Source organism: Nostoc foliaceum FACHB-393 (genome assembly GCF_014698505.1).
GTDB classification, from domain to species: Bacteria; Cyanobacteriota; Cyanobacteriia; order Cyanobacteriales; family Nostocaceae; genus Nostoc; species Nostoc foliaceum_A.
The window spans coordinates 133,554-147,514 of the sequence record NZ_JACJTD010000010.1 but is presented as its reverse complement, the minus strand read 5'-3'; the positions used below and the strand labels follow the sequence as shown (position 1 = coordinate 147,514).

At 40.7% G+C, this 13,961-nt stretch carries 15 protein-coding genes; 6 read left to right on the top strand and 9 right to left on the bottom strand.

What is annotated here, in order from left to right; genetic code table 11:
• Window positions 1-69 precede the first annotated feature (69 nt).
• Window positions 70-657, top strand: coding sequence for a Uma2 family endonuclease (locus H6G92_RS11310; RefSeq protein WP_190893791.1), 588 nt, complete (start codon window positions 70-72; stop codon window positions 655-657).
• A 39-nt stretch (window positions 658-696) separates the two neighbouring features.
• On the opposite strand, the gene H6G92_RS11305 is transcribed toward H6G92_RS11310, so the two are convergent.
• The gene (locus H6G92_RS11305; protein WP_190893790.1) at window positions 697-1,803 is read right to left on the bottom strand and encodes a peptidylprolyl isomerase; all 1,107 of its coding nucleotides are present in this window, start codon (window positions 1,801-1,803) and stop codon (window positions 697-699) included.
• Window positions 1,804-2,007: 204 nt separating this feature from the next.
• Here H6G92_RS11305 and efp point away from each other — a divergent pair, with 204 nt between their 5' ends.
• From efp to H6G92_RS11290, 3 genes are all read left to right on the top strand, one after another.
• Window positions 2,008-2,565: an elongation factor P gene (gene efp, locus H6G92_RS11300; RefSeq protein ID WP_114083704.1), complete on the top strand. Its 558-nt coding sequence runs from the start codon at window positions 2,008-2,010 to the stop codon at window positions 2,563-2,565.
• 108 nt (window positions 2,566-2,673) lie between these two features.
• The gene (gene accB / locus H6G92_RS11295) at window positions 2,674-3,231 is read left to right on the top strand and encodes an acetyl-CoA carboxylase biotin carboxyl carrier protein (protein ID WP_190893789.1); all 558 of its coding nucleotides are present in this window, start codon (window positions 2,674-2,676) and stop codon (window positions 3,229-3,231) included.
• Between the two features lie 76 nt (window positions 3,232-3,307).
• Window positions 3,308-3,655: an ArsR/SmtB family transcription factor gene (locus H6G92_RS11290; protein ID WP_190893788.1), complete on the top strand. Its 348-nt coding sequence runs from the start codon at window positions 3,308-3,310 to the stop codon at window positions 3,653-3,655.
• A 71-nt stretch (window positions 3,656-3,726) separates the two neighbouring features.
• Here the strand turns inward: H6G92_RS11290 and H6G92_RS11285 are convergent, their stop codons facing one another.
• Entirely contained in the window at window positions 3,727-4,338 is a 612-nt protein-coding gene (locus H6G92_RS11285; protein WP_190893787.1) for a GerMN domain-containing protein, read from the bottom strand.
• A gap of 404 nt (window positions 4,339-4,742) precedes the next feature.
• Window positions 4,743-6,557 (bottom strand): proline--tRNA ligase, encoded by a 1,815-nt coding sequence (locus tag H6G92_RS11280; protein ID WP_190893786.1) that lies wholly within the window; start codon window positions 6,555-6,557, stop codon window positions 4,743-4,745.
• A 150-nt stretch (window positions 6,558-6,707) separates the two neighbouring features.
• On the opposite strand from H6G92_RS11280, the gene H6G92_RS11275 reads away from it, so the two are divergent.
• Window positions 6,708-8,090: a 1-acyl-sn-glycerol-3-phosphate acyltransferase gene (locus tag H6G92_RS11275; protein WP_190893785.1), complete on the top strand. Its 1,383-nt coding sequence runs from the start codon at window positions 6,708-6,710 to the stop codon at window positions 8,088-8,090.
• 7 nt (window positions 8,091-8,097) lie between these two features.
• Here H6G92_RS11275 and H6G92_RS11270 read toward each other — a convergent pair whose 3' ends face one another.
• Complete coding sequence (locus H6G92_RS11270; RefSeq protein ID WP_190893784.1) at window positions 8,098-9,486, bottom strand: sensor histidine kinase; 1,389 nt, start codon at window positions 9,484-9,486, stop codon at window positions 8,098-8,100.
• Window positions 9,487-9,591: 105 nt separating this feature from the next.
• Between H6G92_RS11270 and H6G92_RS11265 the strand changes: the two genes are divergently transcribed.
• Window positions 9,592-10,290: a response regulator transcription factor gene (locus H6G92_RS11265; protein WP_190893783.1), complete on the top strand. Its 699-nt coding sequence runs from the start codon at window positions 9,592-9,594 to the stop codon at window positions 10,288-10,290.
• A gap of 792 nt (window positions 10,291-11,082) precedes the next feature.
• Here H6G92_RS11265 and H6G92_RS11260 read toward each other — a convergent pair.
• From H6G92_RS11260 to H6G92_RS11240, 5 genes are all read right to left on the bottom strand, one after another.
• On the bottom strand, window positions 11,083-11,625 hold the full coding sequence (locus tag H6G92_RS11260; RefSeq protein WP_190893782.1) for a (2Fe-2S) ferredoxin domain-containing protein: 543 nt from the start codon (window positions 11,623-11,625) through the stop codon (window positions 11,083-11,085).
• A gap of 130 nt (window positions 11,626-11,755) precedes the next feature.
• On the bottom strand, window positions 11,756-11,959 hold the full coding sequence (gene nifT, locus H6G92_RS11255) for a putative nitrogen fixation protein NifT (RefSeq protein ID WP_114083693.1): 204 nt from the start codon (window positions 11,957-11,959) through the stop codon (window positions 11,756-11,758).
• Window positions 11,934-12,221, bottom strand: a complete 288-nt coding sequence (locus H6G92_RS11250; RefSeq protein WP_012407236.1) for a nitrogen fixation protein NifZ — start codon at window positions 12,219-12,221, stop codon at window positions 11,934-11,936. The genes nifT and H6G92_RS11250 overlap by 26 nt, the downstream gene beginning before the upstream one ends.
• Window positions 12,208-13,341 (bottom strand): homocitrate synthase, encoded by a 1,134-nt coding sequence (nifV, locus tag H6G92_RS11245; RefSeq protein ID WP_190893781.1) that lies wholly within the window; start codon window positions 13,339-13,341, stop codon window positions 12,208-12,210. Before nifV ends, H6G92_RS11250 begins: the two co-directional genes overlap by 14 nt.
• 371 nt (window positions 13,342-13,712) lie before the next feature.
• A complete protein-coding gene (locus H6G92_RS11240; protein ID WP_109012176.1) occupies window positions 13,713-13,910 on the bottom strand; it encodes a DUF2949 domain-containing protein in 198 nt (65 codons plus the stop codon).
• Window positions 13,911-13,961 lie beyond the last annotated feature (51 nt).

Below are 13,961 nucleotides of genomic sequence, written 5' to 3'. Positions count from 1 at the left end.
AAATTACGAAAAAAACTGATGATTTACTTTACTGTTTAAGATAAGGGTATCGTCTAGGAGACAGTTGGGATGGTAACAACACCAGTAACCAGCATCACATTTGAAGAGTACTTAACCTATGATGATGGTAGCGATTTTCATTATGAATTGGTGGATGGAAAGCTAGAGCTAATGAATCCACCTACTATTGAACATTTTCTGATTGTCGATTTTTTGGATACTGCCTTGAAAGCAGAAATCAAACGTTGTAACTCTACTTGGCTGTGTTTTCGGGAAAGTGGGGTGAGAACGGGTAGAAATAAATCTAGGTTGACTGATTTGTGTGTAGTGACAGTGGAGCAAGCTAGAGAATTGTTGAATGCTTCAGCAGTATTTGAGTCACCACCGTTACTAATTGTCGAGGTGGTCAGTCCAGAGTCTGTGAAGCGGGACTATCGTTATAAACGCTCGGAATATGCGGCCTTAGAGGTTCCTGAATATTGGATTGTAGACCCACTAAAAGCAAAAGTTTCGGTGTTACTACTGGAAGATGGATTTTACGAAGAAACACTTTTTACAGCTACTCAGCAAATTGTATCACGGACTTTTCCAGAATTAGCTATTGCAGTTGATCAGATATTCATTGCTGGAAATCTGAATCAGGGGAGACGCGATTAATCGCGTCTGTACAGGAATTATTCTCCCCCTACTCTCTTCTTATGCTGCTTGCGGCTCAACCAGATTTTCTATTCCCTTAACCACTTTTGCCGATTCAATTTTGTCACCCGCCTTCAGTTTATCCAAAACTTCTCTGCCTTCGGTGAGATAACCAAAAACGGCATAACGACCATCCAATAGGTTGCGTCCGGCGGGGGTGAGTTCTGGTTCAAAGAGGAAGAAGAAGAATTGCGATGAACCTCCATTCACTTCACTTTCGGGACGAGCCATCACCACTGCACCAAAGGCAGAGAAAGGCAGAACTGGCATATCAACGTAACGTCCAGCTTCTTCTAGAGTAATGCCATAAGTAGGGGTTTTATCGCCTTGAACTAAGACTTCTAAGGGAATAGCGCGATATTTACCCGTTTTTGGATCAATAAAACCGACATCTTTTCCAGCAGGATCTCCAGTTTGGAGAAAGTAAGATTCTTCAGAACGGGTAAATTCTAAGCCATTATAAAAACCCCTCTGTACCAAATCTACAAAATTACCAGCAGTCACAGGGGCGCTGTAACCGTCTACAACCACAGTCAAATCGCCTTTGTTGGTTTTGAATTCTACAGTTGCACGACCTTTAAGTTGCGGCAGGTTGCTGTACTCAGTAGGCACTTCAAAAGGGAATTCTTTCACCATTGACTCTTCTAACTGAGTAACTAGATTTAGCAGTTTACCTCTCTCTTGCAGAATTTGTTCTTTATCTTTACTCTTCGCCAATTCTTCCAATTTACCCACCCCAGATTTCAACTCGTTAATCCAAGCTTCGGCTTGGGGTTGGCGTTCTGTGGGAACGCTTGTTAAGATTTGGGAAGGTTTATCGAGAATGCGGGATGCTTTGCTGATGTCTTTGGAAATAGCACCCCAACGCCGATTTGCCCGAAGTTGGGCAGAGATGTCCTCTAAACTGGCTTGTAGTTGCCGCACAGGTTTGTTATCTATCGGGAGTGCATACCGCAACAAAGCTTTGCCATCGGTAATTGCATTGCCGGCTGGCAGTGCGGCGCTACTGGAGGGAGTCCACCCAGCTGTAGTTATGCCTAAAAATATTGTTACCAGCAGTATTGCCATTAGGCTGTTCTTCAGCCAGGATTTTAATAAGTTAAGCATGGGATAACTCAAATGCAGTATTAAATTGTTGACTGGACGTAACCCATAAATAATCTTCCCACGTTAGGTGATGAGTGGAGCAGAGGTCTAGTCCAGGGGAACAAATGACAAATGACAAATGACAACTAACTAATGACAAATGCCCAATGACGACCCTAGAAGGGTACAATAAATGCCGATTGTCTTCCAAAATTTGAAAGTTTCATGATCTCCAGTAACGACTTTCGACCCGGTGTTTCCATTGTATTAGATGGGTCTGTATGGCGAGTGCTCGAATTCTTGCACGTCAAGCCAGGCAAAGGTTCCGCCTTTGTACGAACTAAGTTAAAAAATGTCCAGAGTGGGAGCGTGATGGAAAAAACGTTCCGAGCAGGGGAAACAGTGCCGCAAGCCACGCTAGAAAAAAGCACGATGCAGCATACCTATAAAGAGGGCGATGAGTTCGTCTTTATGGATATGGAAACCTACGAAGAAGGCAGATTGACCCGCGCACAAATTGGCGATCGCGTCAAATACCTCAAGGAAGGTATGGAAGCTGAAGTTATTAAGTGGGGCGACCAGGTGCTGGGAGTAGAATTGCCTAAGTCTGTGGTTCTGGAAATTGTACAAACAGATCCAGGTTTAAAAGGTGACACTGCCACAGGTGGCTCAAAACCAGCAACTCTGGAAACTGGTGCAATTGTGATGGTTCCTTTGTTTATTTCCCAAGGAGAACGCATCAAAGTTGATACTCAGGAAGATAAGTATATCAGCAGGGAATAACTTTCATCTCTATGGAGATGTAAGTCCCGATTGAAATCCCTATATAGGGATTAAATCCCTGCCACACTTAAGATGCTAATTTACAGATAGGTCGAGGTAATAAAAACTGTGCCATTGGACTTTAATGAAATCCGCCAACTACTGGCAACTATCGCACAAACAGATATTGCAGAAGTCACGCTCAAAAGCGATGATTTTGAACTAACAGTCCGTAAGGCTGTGAGCGTCAGCAATCAGATGTTGTCGGTAGGTCAAGCGACCTTCGGCGGTGTGGTAGGTTCTGGCTTGACATCGGGTTCATCTGGGGGAAACCAGGTGAACGCGAGTCAGGTAACGGAGGTATCCACATCTCGGGTGTTTGAGAATACTGGAACTAGCACACAATTACAGTTGTCAGTAAATGCACCCTTAACCATTGACCAGAGATTATTAGAAGTGCCTTCCCCAATGGTGGGAACGTTTTATCGCGCTCCTGCACCAGGGGAAGCGGCATTTGTGGAAGTGGGCGATCGCGTTCGCAAGGGTCAAACAGTCTGTATTATTGAGGCCATGAAGCTGATGAATGAAATCGAAGCCGAAGTCTCTGGACAGGTGATGGAAATTCTCCTCCAAAATGGTGACCCAGTAGAATATGGTCAACCTTTGATGCGAATTAACCCTGATTAAGTATTAATCTATATATCAAATGAGTCATCCCAAATGAGTCATCGTTAAAATTTTCAGTCCTTGTGGGTCAATCCTGATGAAACAAACGTTGCCTTTACCACCAGAAGTGGTGCAACAAGTAGCTGAATACTTCAGCCTGTTAAGTGAGCCAATGCGCCTGCGGCTGCTCCACTTATTACGGGATGAAGAAAAATGCGTGCAAGAGTTGGTAGAGGCAACACAGACTTCTCAGGCAAATGTATCGAAACACCTGAAGGTAATGTGGCAAGCGGGTATTCTTAGCCGCCGCAGTGAAGGAACTTGCGCCTATTACCGGGTGGAAGATCAAATGATTTTTGATTTGTGTAATCGGGTTTGCGATCGCCTCGCCACAAGGTTAGAAGAACAAGCCCGTAATTTTCGTGTTTTAAATAGCAAACGGTAATTCTAAGAGAGTTATGAGTTATGAGTTATGAGTTAAAACTCCTCACTCCTAACTTGTAACTCCTAACTTTTTTAAAGCGGATAGTTTTTCTGAAAGCTTTCACGAGTTAGCGGTTGTTGTAACTCTACACCTTCACCGCCTAAAACATCTAACGGTTTGCCGTTCACATCAATGTACACTTTGGCTTTGGGATTTAAAGTTGTCGCAGTATAAACAACTTGTCCCACACGACCCATCATTGAGGTGCTACCACCACCGCTGGTAAAATCTTCGGATAAATTAACGTGAACTTCATCATTTTCTGTCTTCAGCCCCAACAGCTTTGTTCCTTTGGGGATAGTTGTGGAATCTGTCCCTTCTGTTGGGCCTGCTAACAAACTTTGGAAAGCTGCTTCTAAAGGCTGGTTGGCTCGTATAGAAGCTACTTTAACAGGTTGGGGAACCAAAGTAACACTTTTATCTGTTGGTCGGAGCCAATAAACGTTTGGGGTTTGCTCATTACTTGGCTGCCTAGTTGATGGCTGTGCTGGTTGAGCGATTCGCCCAGAGGGGTTTGATGGTGTGGGAGTATTGCTGGATTGTGAAGTAAACCAAGCCACACCGCCACCTACCGCTACAACCGCCGCTGAGACGGCTGCAATTACGCCTGAAGAAATACGATTAGATCCTTGTTGGTCTTTCATGTTCAAAACCTTCCTAACTGAGGGCTGATATGGTAGTTATGTGAGGAGCAGCCTGGTTAAAGACGATACTTATAGGTGGAGAGTTTCCCACAACCTGGAGGAGACTTTATGTCTCAAAGGCGATTATTTTTTAATTTTGCAAGTCCTTGATTCAATTTTAGAATTTTTACTTCTAATCCGTCACCTGCCAAATTATGTAAGTTTTGGGGAGTGGGGAGATGAGGGGGATGAGGGATCTGACTTTTCACGGTATCTGGAAAACCTCACTTCTATTTCTCTCTCCTTCTAGGAGAGAGACTTTGAATTTTCCCCTTCTGTTGTGAGAAGCAGGTTTAGGGGGTTAGGTTTTTTGTGGATCTTTCCAAATGACGTGAAAAGTTAGGTTGGGAATGGAGAATTTTCTACTATCTACTTCCTTCTATTGCTTCAGTAATCCACTGTTTGAGTGTAGTTGTAACTTCATCAATGACAATTTCTTGAGATTTACGGGTAGCTCTTTCTACAACTTCGACTTTTCCATTAGCGATCGCACGCCCAGTTACAATTCTGTAAGGGATACCAATCAAGTCAGCATCTTTAAATTTCACTCCCGCCCGTTCATCGCGGTCATCTAGGAGGGTTTCAATTCCCGCTTGATTAAGTTCCGTGTAAAGTTTTTGGGCAATTTCTATTTGTTGAGCATCCTTGATGTTAGGAATTGTGACGATCGCGTGATAAGGTGCGATCGCAACTGGCCAAATAATCCCATCTTTATCGTAAGATTGCTCTACGGCAGCTTGTGCTAACCGCGATACACCTACACCAAAACAACCCATAAATAGGGGCTTTTCTTCACCCTGTTCATTGGTATAAGTTGCACCCATCGCTTGGGAATATTTAGTGCCTAATTGGAAGATGTGACCTGCTTCAATTCCACGGGCGCTTGCAAGAGTTTGTTCTGGGTTATGGATGGCGCGATCGCCTGGTCTTGCTTTTCGTATATCTACTACACCGCTTGGTAGTGGAAATTGCTCGCCCCAATTAGCACCAACTACGTGATAACCAGTTTCATTCGCGCCTGTAACAAAGTTTTTTAAATCAACCGCTGTTTGATCCACCAAGCGCAAAAACTTGGGATGGATCTGTTTATTGGCGGTAATATACTCATCTGTGATGTCTGGCGCAATGTAGCCTAAAGGTAGAGATTTAGCTGTCCATGCTTGTTGGGCTTCTACATTTGGTACATTCAAACTAATAATAGTTTTAGCACCATATTCAGAAGCTAATTTGGTCAATTCATTTTGCAATTTGACTTCATTAACTTCCTGATCGCCTCGGATGCTTACCAGAACTAACACCGTTGTACCATTATCATAAACTGTCTGATAAAGGACATTTTTCACCAATTGAGTGGGAGAACAGTTGAGGAGTTGACACACCTTTTCAATCGTTTCTGTTCCAGGTGTATCGCGTTTTTCATAGGTTGTAAACCGTGAGCTTTCGGCATCAATTGGTAAAGAAACAGCCTTTTCTACGTTAGCGGCGTATTTACCATCCTCAGTGTAGAGAACTTCGTCTTCACCAGCTTCCGCTAAAATCATAAATTCTGTGGAACCAGAACCACCAATTGCACCAGAATCAGCTTCCACTGCCCGAAAAGCTAAACCAGAACGTCGCAGGATATTGCTGTAGGCTTTATACATATCCTGGTAAGTTTCTTTGAGGCTGGCTTCATCGGTATGGAAAGAGTAGCCGTCCTTCATGATAAATTCTCGTCCGCGCATCAAACCAAAGCGGGGACGAATTTCATCACGGAATTTGGTTTGAATTTGGTAGAGATGTAGTGGTAGCTGGCGATAAGAGCGAATCATATCACGAGCGATCGCTGTGACTACTTCTTCATGAGTTGGGCCTAATCCTAATTGTTGCTCACGGCGGTCAATTAGGGAAAACATGATCCCCTCAGCTTTGGTGTAAGTGTCCCAGCGTTCTGATTCCTTCCATAAATCAGCAGGTTGTAATTGTGGTAAAAGACATTCTTGTGCGCCTGTAGCGTTCATTTCTTCCCGCACAATCTGGGAAACTTTTTGCAATACCCGCCACATTAAAGGCAAATAAGCATAAAGACCACTACCGATGCGACGAATGTAGCCTGCACGGAGTAATAATTTATGGCTAGGAATCTCAGCATCAGCTGGATCATCCCGGAGTGTAACGAATAACATTTGTGAAAGTCGCATCGTTTATAGCCTTTCTTTGATCGCTAATTTCTATGTCAACTAAAGTATGAAGTATTAAGGATGAAGTACAAAGTACACAGCGTTATTTCTTTTTCATTTTTACTTATAGCCTTCCGCCTTTTTTGATCGCAACTTTAGGAGAAAACTACCTTGGCAGATGTCATTTATCAAGCACAGGCACCCTTAGAATTTATTCCTCCGGCGTTTAACCCCTTATTTCTACGATTCGTCCATCTGTTGCTACCCAGTTGGATAAACTGGCAAACAGCTATTACCCAAATTGAAGCAGACAACGTAGAGGTTCTGGTGGATCTCTATCGCCAGTTTCAGGAGGGTAAGATCCGTTTTATGCTGGCATTTCGCCATCCGAAAACAGACGATCCATATTGTTTGACCTACTTGCTGTCTCAACTCGTGCCAAAGGTAGCGCGATCGCAAGGCACAGCACTACAACATCCCATTCATGCTCATTTTATCTACGATCGCGGCATTCCTCTATGGGCAGGTTCCCACGTTGGCTGGATTGCTTCTCATTTAGGTGGTACTCCGATTCAGCGAGGTAAAGCTGACTGGACGGGGTTACGTTCGGCGCGTGACTTGTTTGCTAATGGGAGATTTCCGATGGCGGCTGCGCCAGAGGGTGCAACCAATGGTTTATCGGAGAATATCAGCCCCTTAGAACCTGGTATCGCCCAATTAGGCTTTTGGTGTGCTGAAGATTTGCACAAAGCTGAACGCCCCGAACAGGTTCTAATTGTACCAGTTGGGATTAAATATAGTTACGTTGATGCTCCTTGGGGTGCGATCGCAAATCTTTTAAGTGAATTGGAAGCGGCTAGTGGTTTACCTGTGAATCCACCAGAACATGCTTCTATAGAGTCGCTTTATCCCCGATTGTTAACCTTGGCAGAACATTTACTTTCGTTGATGGAAAAATTTTACACGCGATTTTATCATCTAAAGCTGGCAGATGCCAAAACAGCAGTAGAAGGAATTGAAGATAGAAATGAAGCGTTAGCAGTTCGTTTACAAGCTTTGTTAAATGCTGCACTACAAATATCAGAACAGTATTTTAATTTGCAGTCAAAAGGTAGTTTAAGTGACCGTTGCCGGAGGGTAGAACAAGCGGGTTGGAATTATATATTTAGAGAAGAATTTAAGGATGTAAAAGGGGTATCTGCTGTTGAAAGAGCTTTAGGCGATCGCGTTGCTGAAGAAGCGAATGCGCGGATGTGGCACATGCGTTTAGTAGAAAGTTTTGTAACTGTTTCTGGTAATTATATTCGAGAAAATCCCACAGTAGAAAGGTTTGCTGAGACAACTTTAATTTTATGGCAAATGATTGCTAAAATCAAAGGCATTAAAGGTGTGCAGCGTCCACATTTGGGTAAGCAAAACGTAAAAATATCTGTGGGTGAACCTATATCTATTTCTGAGCGTTACTCGGCGTATAAAGAAAATCGTTTATCTGCTAGACAAGCTGTTGCTGATGTAACGAACGATTTGCAGCACGCATTGGAAGGATTGATTTAATTTAAACTTATGTTACGATATTTTCATGAGGAATCTTAACAGTAAAGGTAGTTCCAACTCCTACTTTACTTTCTAAATAAATTTCTCCTTTGTGCCGTTCTACACATTTTTTAACAACAGCTAAACCTAGTCCAGTACCAACAATATTATTCACATTTTGACCTCGATAGAAAGGCTCGTAAATTTTTTCCTGTTCTGTTTTTGAAATACCTATTCCGTGGTCTATTACTTGAAAAAATACAGCCTCTGCTTCTGAGTTCAGAATTAAGTATATCTTACTTCCAGGAGATGAGTACTTAATAGCATTTAGAAGTAAGTTACTAAGAATGGAATACAGAAGTTTTTCATCTAGATTAGCTCGAAAACACTGCCCATAATTCCTAAACTCTATTAAATGTGGGGTTGTACCAAAAAGTTGTAAATCTTCTACCAAATTTAAGCAGAAATTTTCTAGATTAATTAATTGAGGTTTATAATCCAACTTTCCCGCTTCCGATCTTGTTAAGGTCAATATATCCGTTAGCAGATGATTCATTAATTTAGCTGAAGACTGAATCCGATAAAGATTTTTTAACTGCTTCTCATCTACCAATTCTTCAAGAATCTCTTGCAATAATTGAGATGATAGTAAAATGATGCTTAAAGGTGTACGAAATTCATGAGAAATCATCGAGAACAGGCGGATTTTTAATTCTCCAAATTCTTTCTCTTGCGCTAGGGAAAATTCTAAAGACTCAATTTTTTCACGTTTTATCCATTGCTGATTAAGAATAATACATAAAATAACAATTACTGCAACACTTAAAATAGTTCCTACTATTTCCATTAGGATTCTCAAGTGCACGCTGTTCTCAGATTCTTCTAGAAAACTTTGTAAATAACGTTGTTCTTCAGCTTCAATATCTGCTATTATACGTAAGATTTCTTGTCGAAGCTTAACACTACGATCAGTAATATTAGTTTGTGCTTCTAATGCTGTTTTATCTTTTTGATAAAGTTTTATTGATTCTTTCAAAAGAACTAATCTTTCATTAACTAACGAGTTCATCTGTGTAAATTTCTGTTGTTGACTCAAACTAGTATGTATTTGTTCTTTTAACAGCTTGAGTTGAGATTGCATAGTTATTATTTCATTTTGATAACGCTTTAAATCTTGTTTACTTCCCAAAAATATGTATCCTCGTCGTGCTGATTCTGCCGATGTCATTGCCGCAGAAAAATTTGTCAAAGTATTGAGAGTCTGATAAGTATTCTGCACCTTATTAGCTCCCTGTTTGATTTCAGTTGCATTCTTAAAAGAAGCAAAACTAACTATTCCCATAAGCAATAAAGTTAAAGCAAAACCTCCAGCAATCCATTTTCGTTGGGGAAACCATTTGATAAATTGCCACATCATAAAGTCAAGAGATTGTCTAAAAAAGAAAAAGATTGAATATTATATCAGAGCATACGTGATAAATTTAAACTAATACTTACCTACTGCTAAATAAAGGAATAAATTATGCGAATTCTTGTAGTTGAAGATGATATTCAACTGGCAGAGGTACTTACAGAAGCTTTAAGTAGACGGCAGTATGTAGTAGATGTTGCCAAAGATGGAGAAGCAGCTTGGAATTCAGCAGAATTATTTAAGTACGACTTGGTGGTATTGGATGTAACGCTACCAAGGCTAGATGGCATCCGGTTTTGTCAACGGTTGCGTACTGCTAGCAGTACTAATCCAGTATACCGAAATACTAGCGCCCCAGTGCTGATGTTGACAGCTCGTGATACTGTAGCTGACAAAATTGCTGGTTTAGATGCAGGAGCAGATGATTATGTTGCTAAACCGTTTGATTTAGAAGAGTTAATGGCTCGTATACGTGCCTTACTCAGACGTGGTAATTCTGCAAGCACAATGAATTTATCTTGGGAGAAGTTACACCTAAATCTCAGTACTTATGAGGCTACTTATGATTCTTATCCTTTGACATTAACACTAAAAGAATATGCCATTTTAGAATTGTTGGTTGCTAATGGCAGACGTGTACTAAGTCGTTCTAGCATTATTGAGCAGGTTTGGGCAGTAGATGATTCTCCAGTAGAGGAGACTGTTCGCTCTCATATTAGATGTCTTCGACAAAAGCTCAGAGCTTTAGGTGCGCCAGAAAATTTTATTGAAACGGTTCATGGATTAGGCTATCGTCTCAAACAGAAATAATCTTTCTCCGAAAATATAACAATTATCATAGTACTTTCTAATACTTTTTGAACTTATATAAATATAATAATACATTTAATATTTCGTAATTTATTACATAAATTTATTGTGATTTTTTATCTACACAAGTTCTACACGAATTCTGCACAGTAATTGTATACATAGGTTATATCTTGATTATTTGTACACAGAAAAAAGCTAAAATACTAATCAATGAGTAAAGAAAAAATATTAGCGAGCAAAACTTTTGGTTATTGTTGCGATTTTTAAAGTGAGATTAGACTATTGAATATTTAAGCAAGTATACAGGATGCATAAGACTACACTTTTTTCATTAAATGGAGTCAAAACTTTTCATGGATATTAAAAGCAAAAGCTATGCTCGTGGTAGTGGTAGATTTTAGATAGTGGATTAGACCTCTCATTATCTGGATTCCAATTACATTTATCAACCTTAATTCAACTGTATTAATATCTAGCCCCAAGCTTGAGCTTGTGGGCTTAAACTTATTGAAACTATATTGCTTGAGAACTAAATATACTCAAACTATATAATAGCTATATTTTAATATCCTGTTGTAGCTCCTGTTTACTAGCTACACAAAATTTGTACAGTACTTGTATATATAATTTCTATCCTTATACTTAAATGTCGTAAAGACAAACTCAAGATTTTTAATCAAGTGAAATCATCTTTTAAGGATGATACTATACGATACTTATAACAAATAGGGGTAAAATTCTTACCCCTACAAAGCTGTGTATTTTCTTAAGAAAAGCTAGAGAAGGTTATTATTGAGTTAAATGACTTTCTAGCAAGGATGCGATCGCATCAGGATGAATATTCTTGTATTTCTTTTTACCAAGGTGTAAAACACAGTTGGGGGCGCTGCCACAGCATTTTTGGCAACCAGTATGTTCAATAGTAACTTTGTCTAACAAACCGCGATCGCACAAAGTTTTTTCTAAATCTGATAATAACCCTTTACCACCACGTTTCAGGCAACCAGACTTTTGACATACCATAATCCTCGCTTTGATTTGAGGCGGTAATTCTTGATTTGGACACGCATCAATTGGTGTCACTCGATAGGCTTTAATTTTTATTTTACTTGTACGCGAGTCTAGCTTACTATGACCACAAACGCGAATTTTCTGGCCAGGAACTAAGGATGAACTTAGTAAACGGCGCAATTCCTTAGGCAGTTTAATTTCTACATTTCCAGATGGAACTGCTAATTGCAAGTATTTATATTTTCCTGGTTCACCACCAACAAAACCTAGTAACTGTCCCTCAAGATTCAATTCTGATAACGTCAAATACTTGTTACCCATGATTGATAAAAAGTTAGGTGTGAGGAGTGGGGAGTTAAAAGTGAGGAGTTAGGAGTGAGGAGTTAGGAGTGAGGAATTAGGAGTTAAAACTTATAACTCATAACTCATAACTCTTAACTCCTAACTGTTTTTAAGCGAGGCGTTTAGCTTCTACTGTTTGGGGTAAATTTGCTGTGTCTGGCAAATCACGAAATTCCAATTCCCAACCATTTGCTAGGGTAAGAATCTTGCCATCATTTCCATCGGTTTGTTTGACTACTTCTTCTTCAAGGTCTTTTTTAGCAACGTAAACTACTAAAGTACCGGCATCATTCATGCGTAGCATTACTTTCATGAGATTCCTCAACAGATTCTAGTTCTTTTTTCTTACAGCCGACGACGAATCCTGTTTCCAAGAAATGCACAGCATAAATATAGGAAGTCTGCAAATATGTTCCTATACTGGCTATGTAGCCGATATCTCCTTTGTTCACTAAAACTTGCCCGACTTCTTTACCAGGAAAGGTACCATCGTTTTTGAGCAGTTTCCGAACTCTGACTTTTTCACCAATTTCAAAAGCAGGTGGCAAGTTTAGTTCTAATTCATCGCGTTGCATGAGAGTACCTCTGTTCTCTGACCAAATTCAATAGTTCTTCTGTCGTCAGGCTGCGTTTTTTCTGTACCGATTGATGGCGCACTGCGTCTAAAACAGATTGGGTTTCTTGGGAGTTCAAGAAAATTCCATGCTGTTCTAGCAAGTTTGAAACCAAATGCCGTCCAGAATGTTTACCTAATACTAAACGCCGTTCCCAACCCACCTCTTCGGGAGCAAATGGTTCATAGGTAATAGGGTTTTGCAATACCCCGTGAGCATGGATGCCAGATTCGTGAGCAAAGGTATTTTCGCCAACGATCGCTTTCCAAGGTGGTACGCTAGCTCCTGATGCGGCTGCAACTAGTTGAGACAGTTCCAGCAAACTGGGAGTGTCGATGCCTAAATCAACGCCGTAGATGCGTTTAATCGCCATCACAACTTCTTCTAAAGCTGCATTTCCCGCCCTTTCACCTAATCCGTTGACTGTGGTATTCACTGATAAGGCTCCAGCTTTGATACCCGCAAGAGCGTTGGCAGTTGCCAGACCAAAATCATTGTGGGTGTGGATTTCTAGGGGAATCATCAAAGCTGAAACCAGCCGTTTAACCTTGGTGTAGGTGGTGAAAGGGTCGAGAACTCCTACGGTGTCGCAGAAGCGGAACCGGGATGCACCCCATTCTTGAGCATAAAGCGCTACATCTAAGAGGAAGTTTTCATCAGCCCTGGAAGAATCTTCTCCGCCGACTGCTACCCAAAGACCTTGATCGACAGCGAAGCTGATACAGTCTTTGAGTTTTTGCAAACTTACTCGCCATTGACCATGAAATTTAGCGGCGATTTGGATACCAGAAACGGGAATGGCAATATGCACCCGGTTCAGACCGCAAGCGATAGAAGCCTTAATATCTGAGATGACAGCACGGTTCCAGCCCAGGAGTTTTGCTTGTAAACCCAAGTCAGAAATTGCTGCGATCGCACGGGTTTCTTCGTCACCCATTGCCGGTATACCGACTTCTAATTCTGGGATACCAATAGCATCGAGAAACTTAGCGATCGCTACTTTTTCTTCTAGGTTAAAAGCAACACCTGCTGCTTGTTCGCCATCACGTAATGTAGTGTCATTAATTATGATTTGATTCATTGCAAATATCCCTCTCTTGGAAGTATTCTTAATATCCTTTCTCTCTACAATTCCCCGCGATGGTAAATGCTAAAAATATCACAATTCATAATGTAGGATACATGATCCTTAATTATTGACCTATTAGCAGCATCACATCTGTATGACAGGGAACTAAAACCATGTATAATTTACTAATCGTTTTTACCGATGTCAGGTGAAATTTGTTCGAGTAGCAATGAACTAATATAACTATTAGCGAACCCTGAACAAAGTAAAACACAGAATCCAGCAATTAATGATGTAATCATCTTAGTAACCTCAAATTTTCTAGAGCATTGGTGTGTAATTTAGGCAGGTAATGGTACTTAAAGTTAAAGGGTTCAAATTAGCTAACTTTGTTCTGCTAGCCAATCAAAAATCTTTCCTAGCTGCTCCAAGTCAACTAAACCATACTGCCAGAGGAGCATCGGTAGTGGCCCATTTTCTAATTCACGGTGTCGCAGAGCTACAGCAATATCGGCATTTGAAAGTTCAAGTTCGTTGTGCAAAAAATTGAGGAGTTTTATATCTCTGTTACGAGTCGCCATAATTGATTGAACTTTCAATTTCTTAATTTGGGAAAAAATTAAAAATCAGAA

Coding starts and splice junctions, on each gene's coding strand:
- H6G92_RS11240 (WP_109012176.1), bottom strand. CDS start 13,910: ATGGCGACTCGTAACAGAGATATAAAACTCCTCAATTTTTTGCACAAC.
- nifT (WP_114083693.1), bottom strand. CDS start 11,959: ATGAAAGTAATGCTACGCATGAATGATGCCGGTACTTTAGTAGTTTAC.
- H6G92_RS11285 (WP_190893787.1), bottom strand. CDS start 4,338: ATGAAAGACCAACAAGGATCTAATCGTATTTCTTCAGGCGTAATTGCA.
- H6G92_RS11305 (WP_190893790.1), bottom strand. CDS start 1,803: ATGCTTAACTTATTAAAATCCTGGCTGAAGAACAGCCTAATGGCAATA.
- H6G92_RS11290 (WP_190893788.1), top strand. CDS start 3,308: ATGAAACAAACGTTGCCTTTACCACCAGAAGTGGTGCAACAAGTAGCT.
- H6G92_RS11270 (WP_190893784.1), bottom strand. CDS start 9,486: ATGATGTGGCAATTTATCAAATGGTTTCCCCAACGAAAATGGATTGCT.
- efp (WP_114083704.1), top strand. CDS start 2,008: ATGATCTCCAGTAACGACTTTCGACCCGGTGTTTCCATTGTATTAGAT.
- nifV (WP_190893781.1), bottom strand. CDS start 13,341: ATGAATCAAATCATAATTAATGACACTACATTACGTGATGGCGAACAA.
- H6G92_RS11260 (WP_190893782.1), bottom strand. CDS start 11,625: ATGGGTAACAAGTATTTGACGTTATCAGAATTGAATCTTGAGGGACAG.
- H6G92_RS11250 (WP_012407236.1), bottom strand. CDS start 12,221: ATGCAACGCGATGAATTAGAACTAAACTTGCCACCTGCTTTTGAAATT.
- H6G92_RS11265 (WP_190893783.1), top strand. CDS start 9,592: ATGCGAATTCTTGTAGTTGAAGATGATATTCAACTGGCAGAGGTACTT.
- H6G92_RS11280 (WP_190893786.1), bottom strand. CDS start 6,557: ATGCGACTTTCACAAATGTTATTCGTTACACTCCGGGATGATCCAGCT.
- H6G92_RS11310 (WP_190893791.1), top strand. CDS start 70: ATGGTAACAACACCAGTAACCAGCATCACATTTGAAGAGTACTTAACC.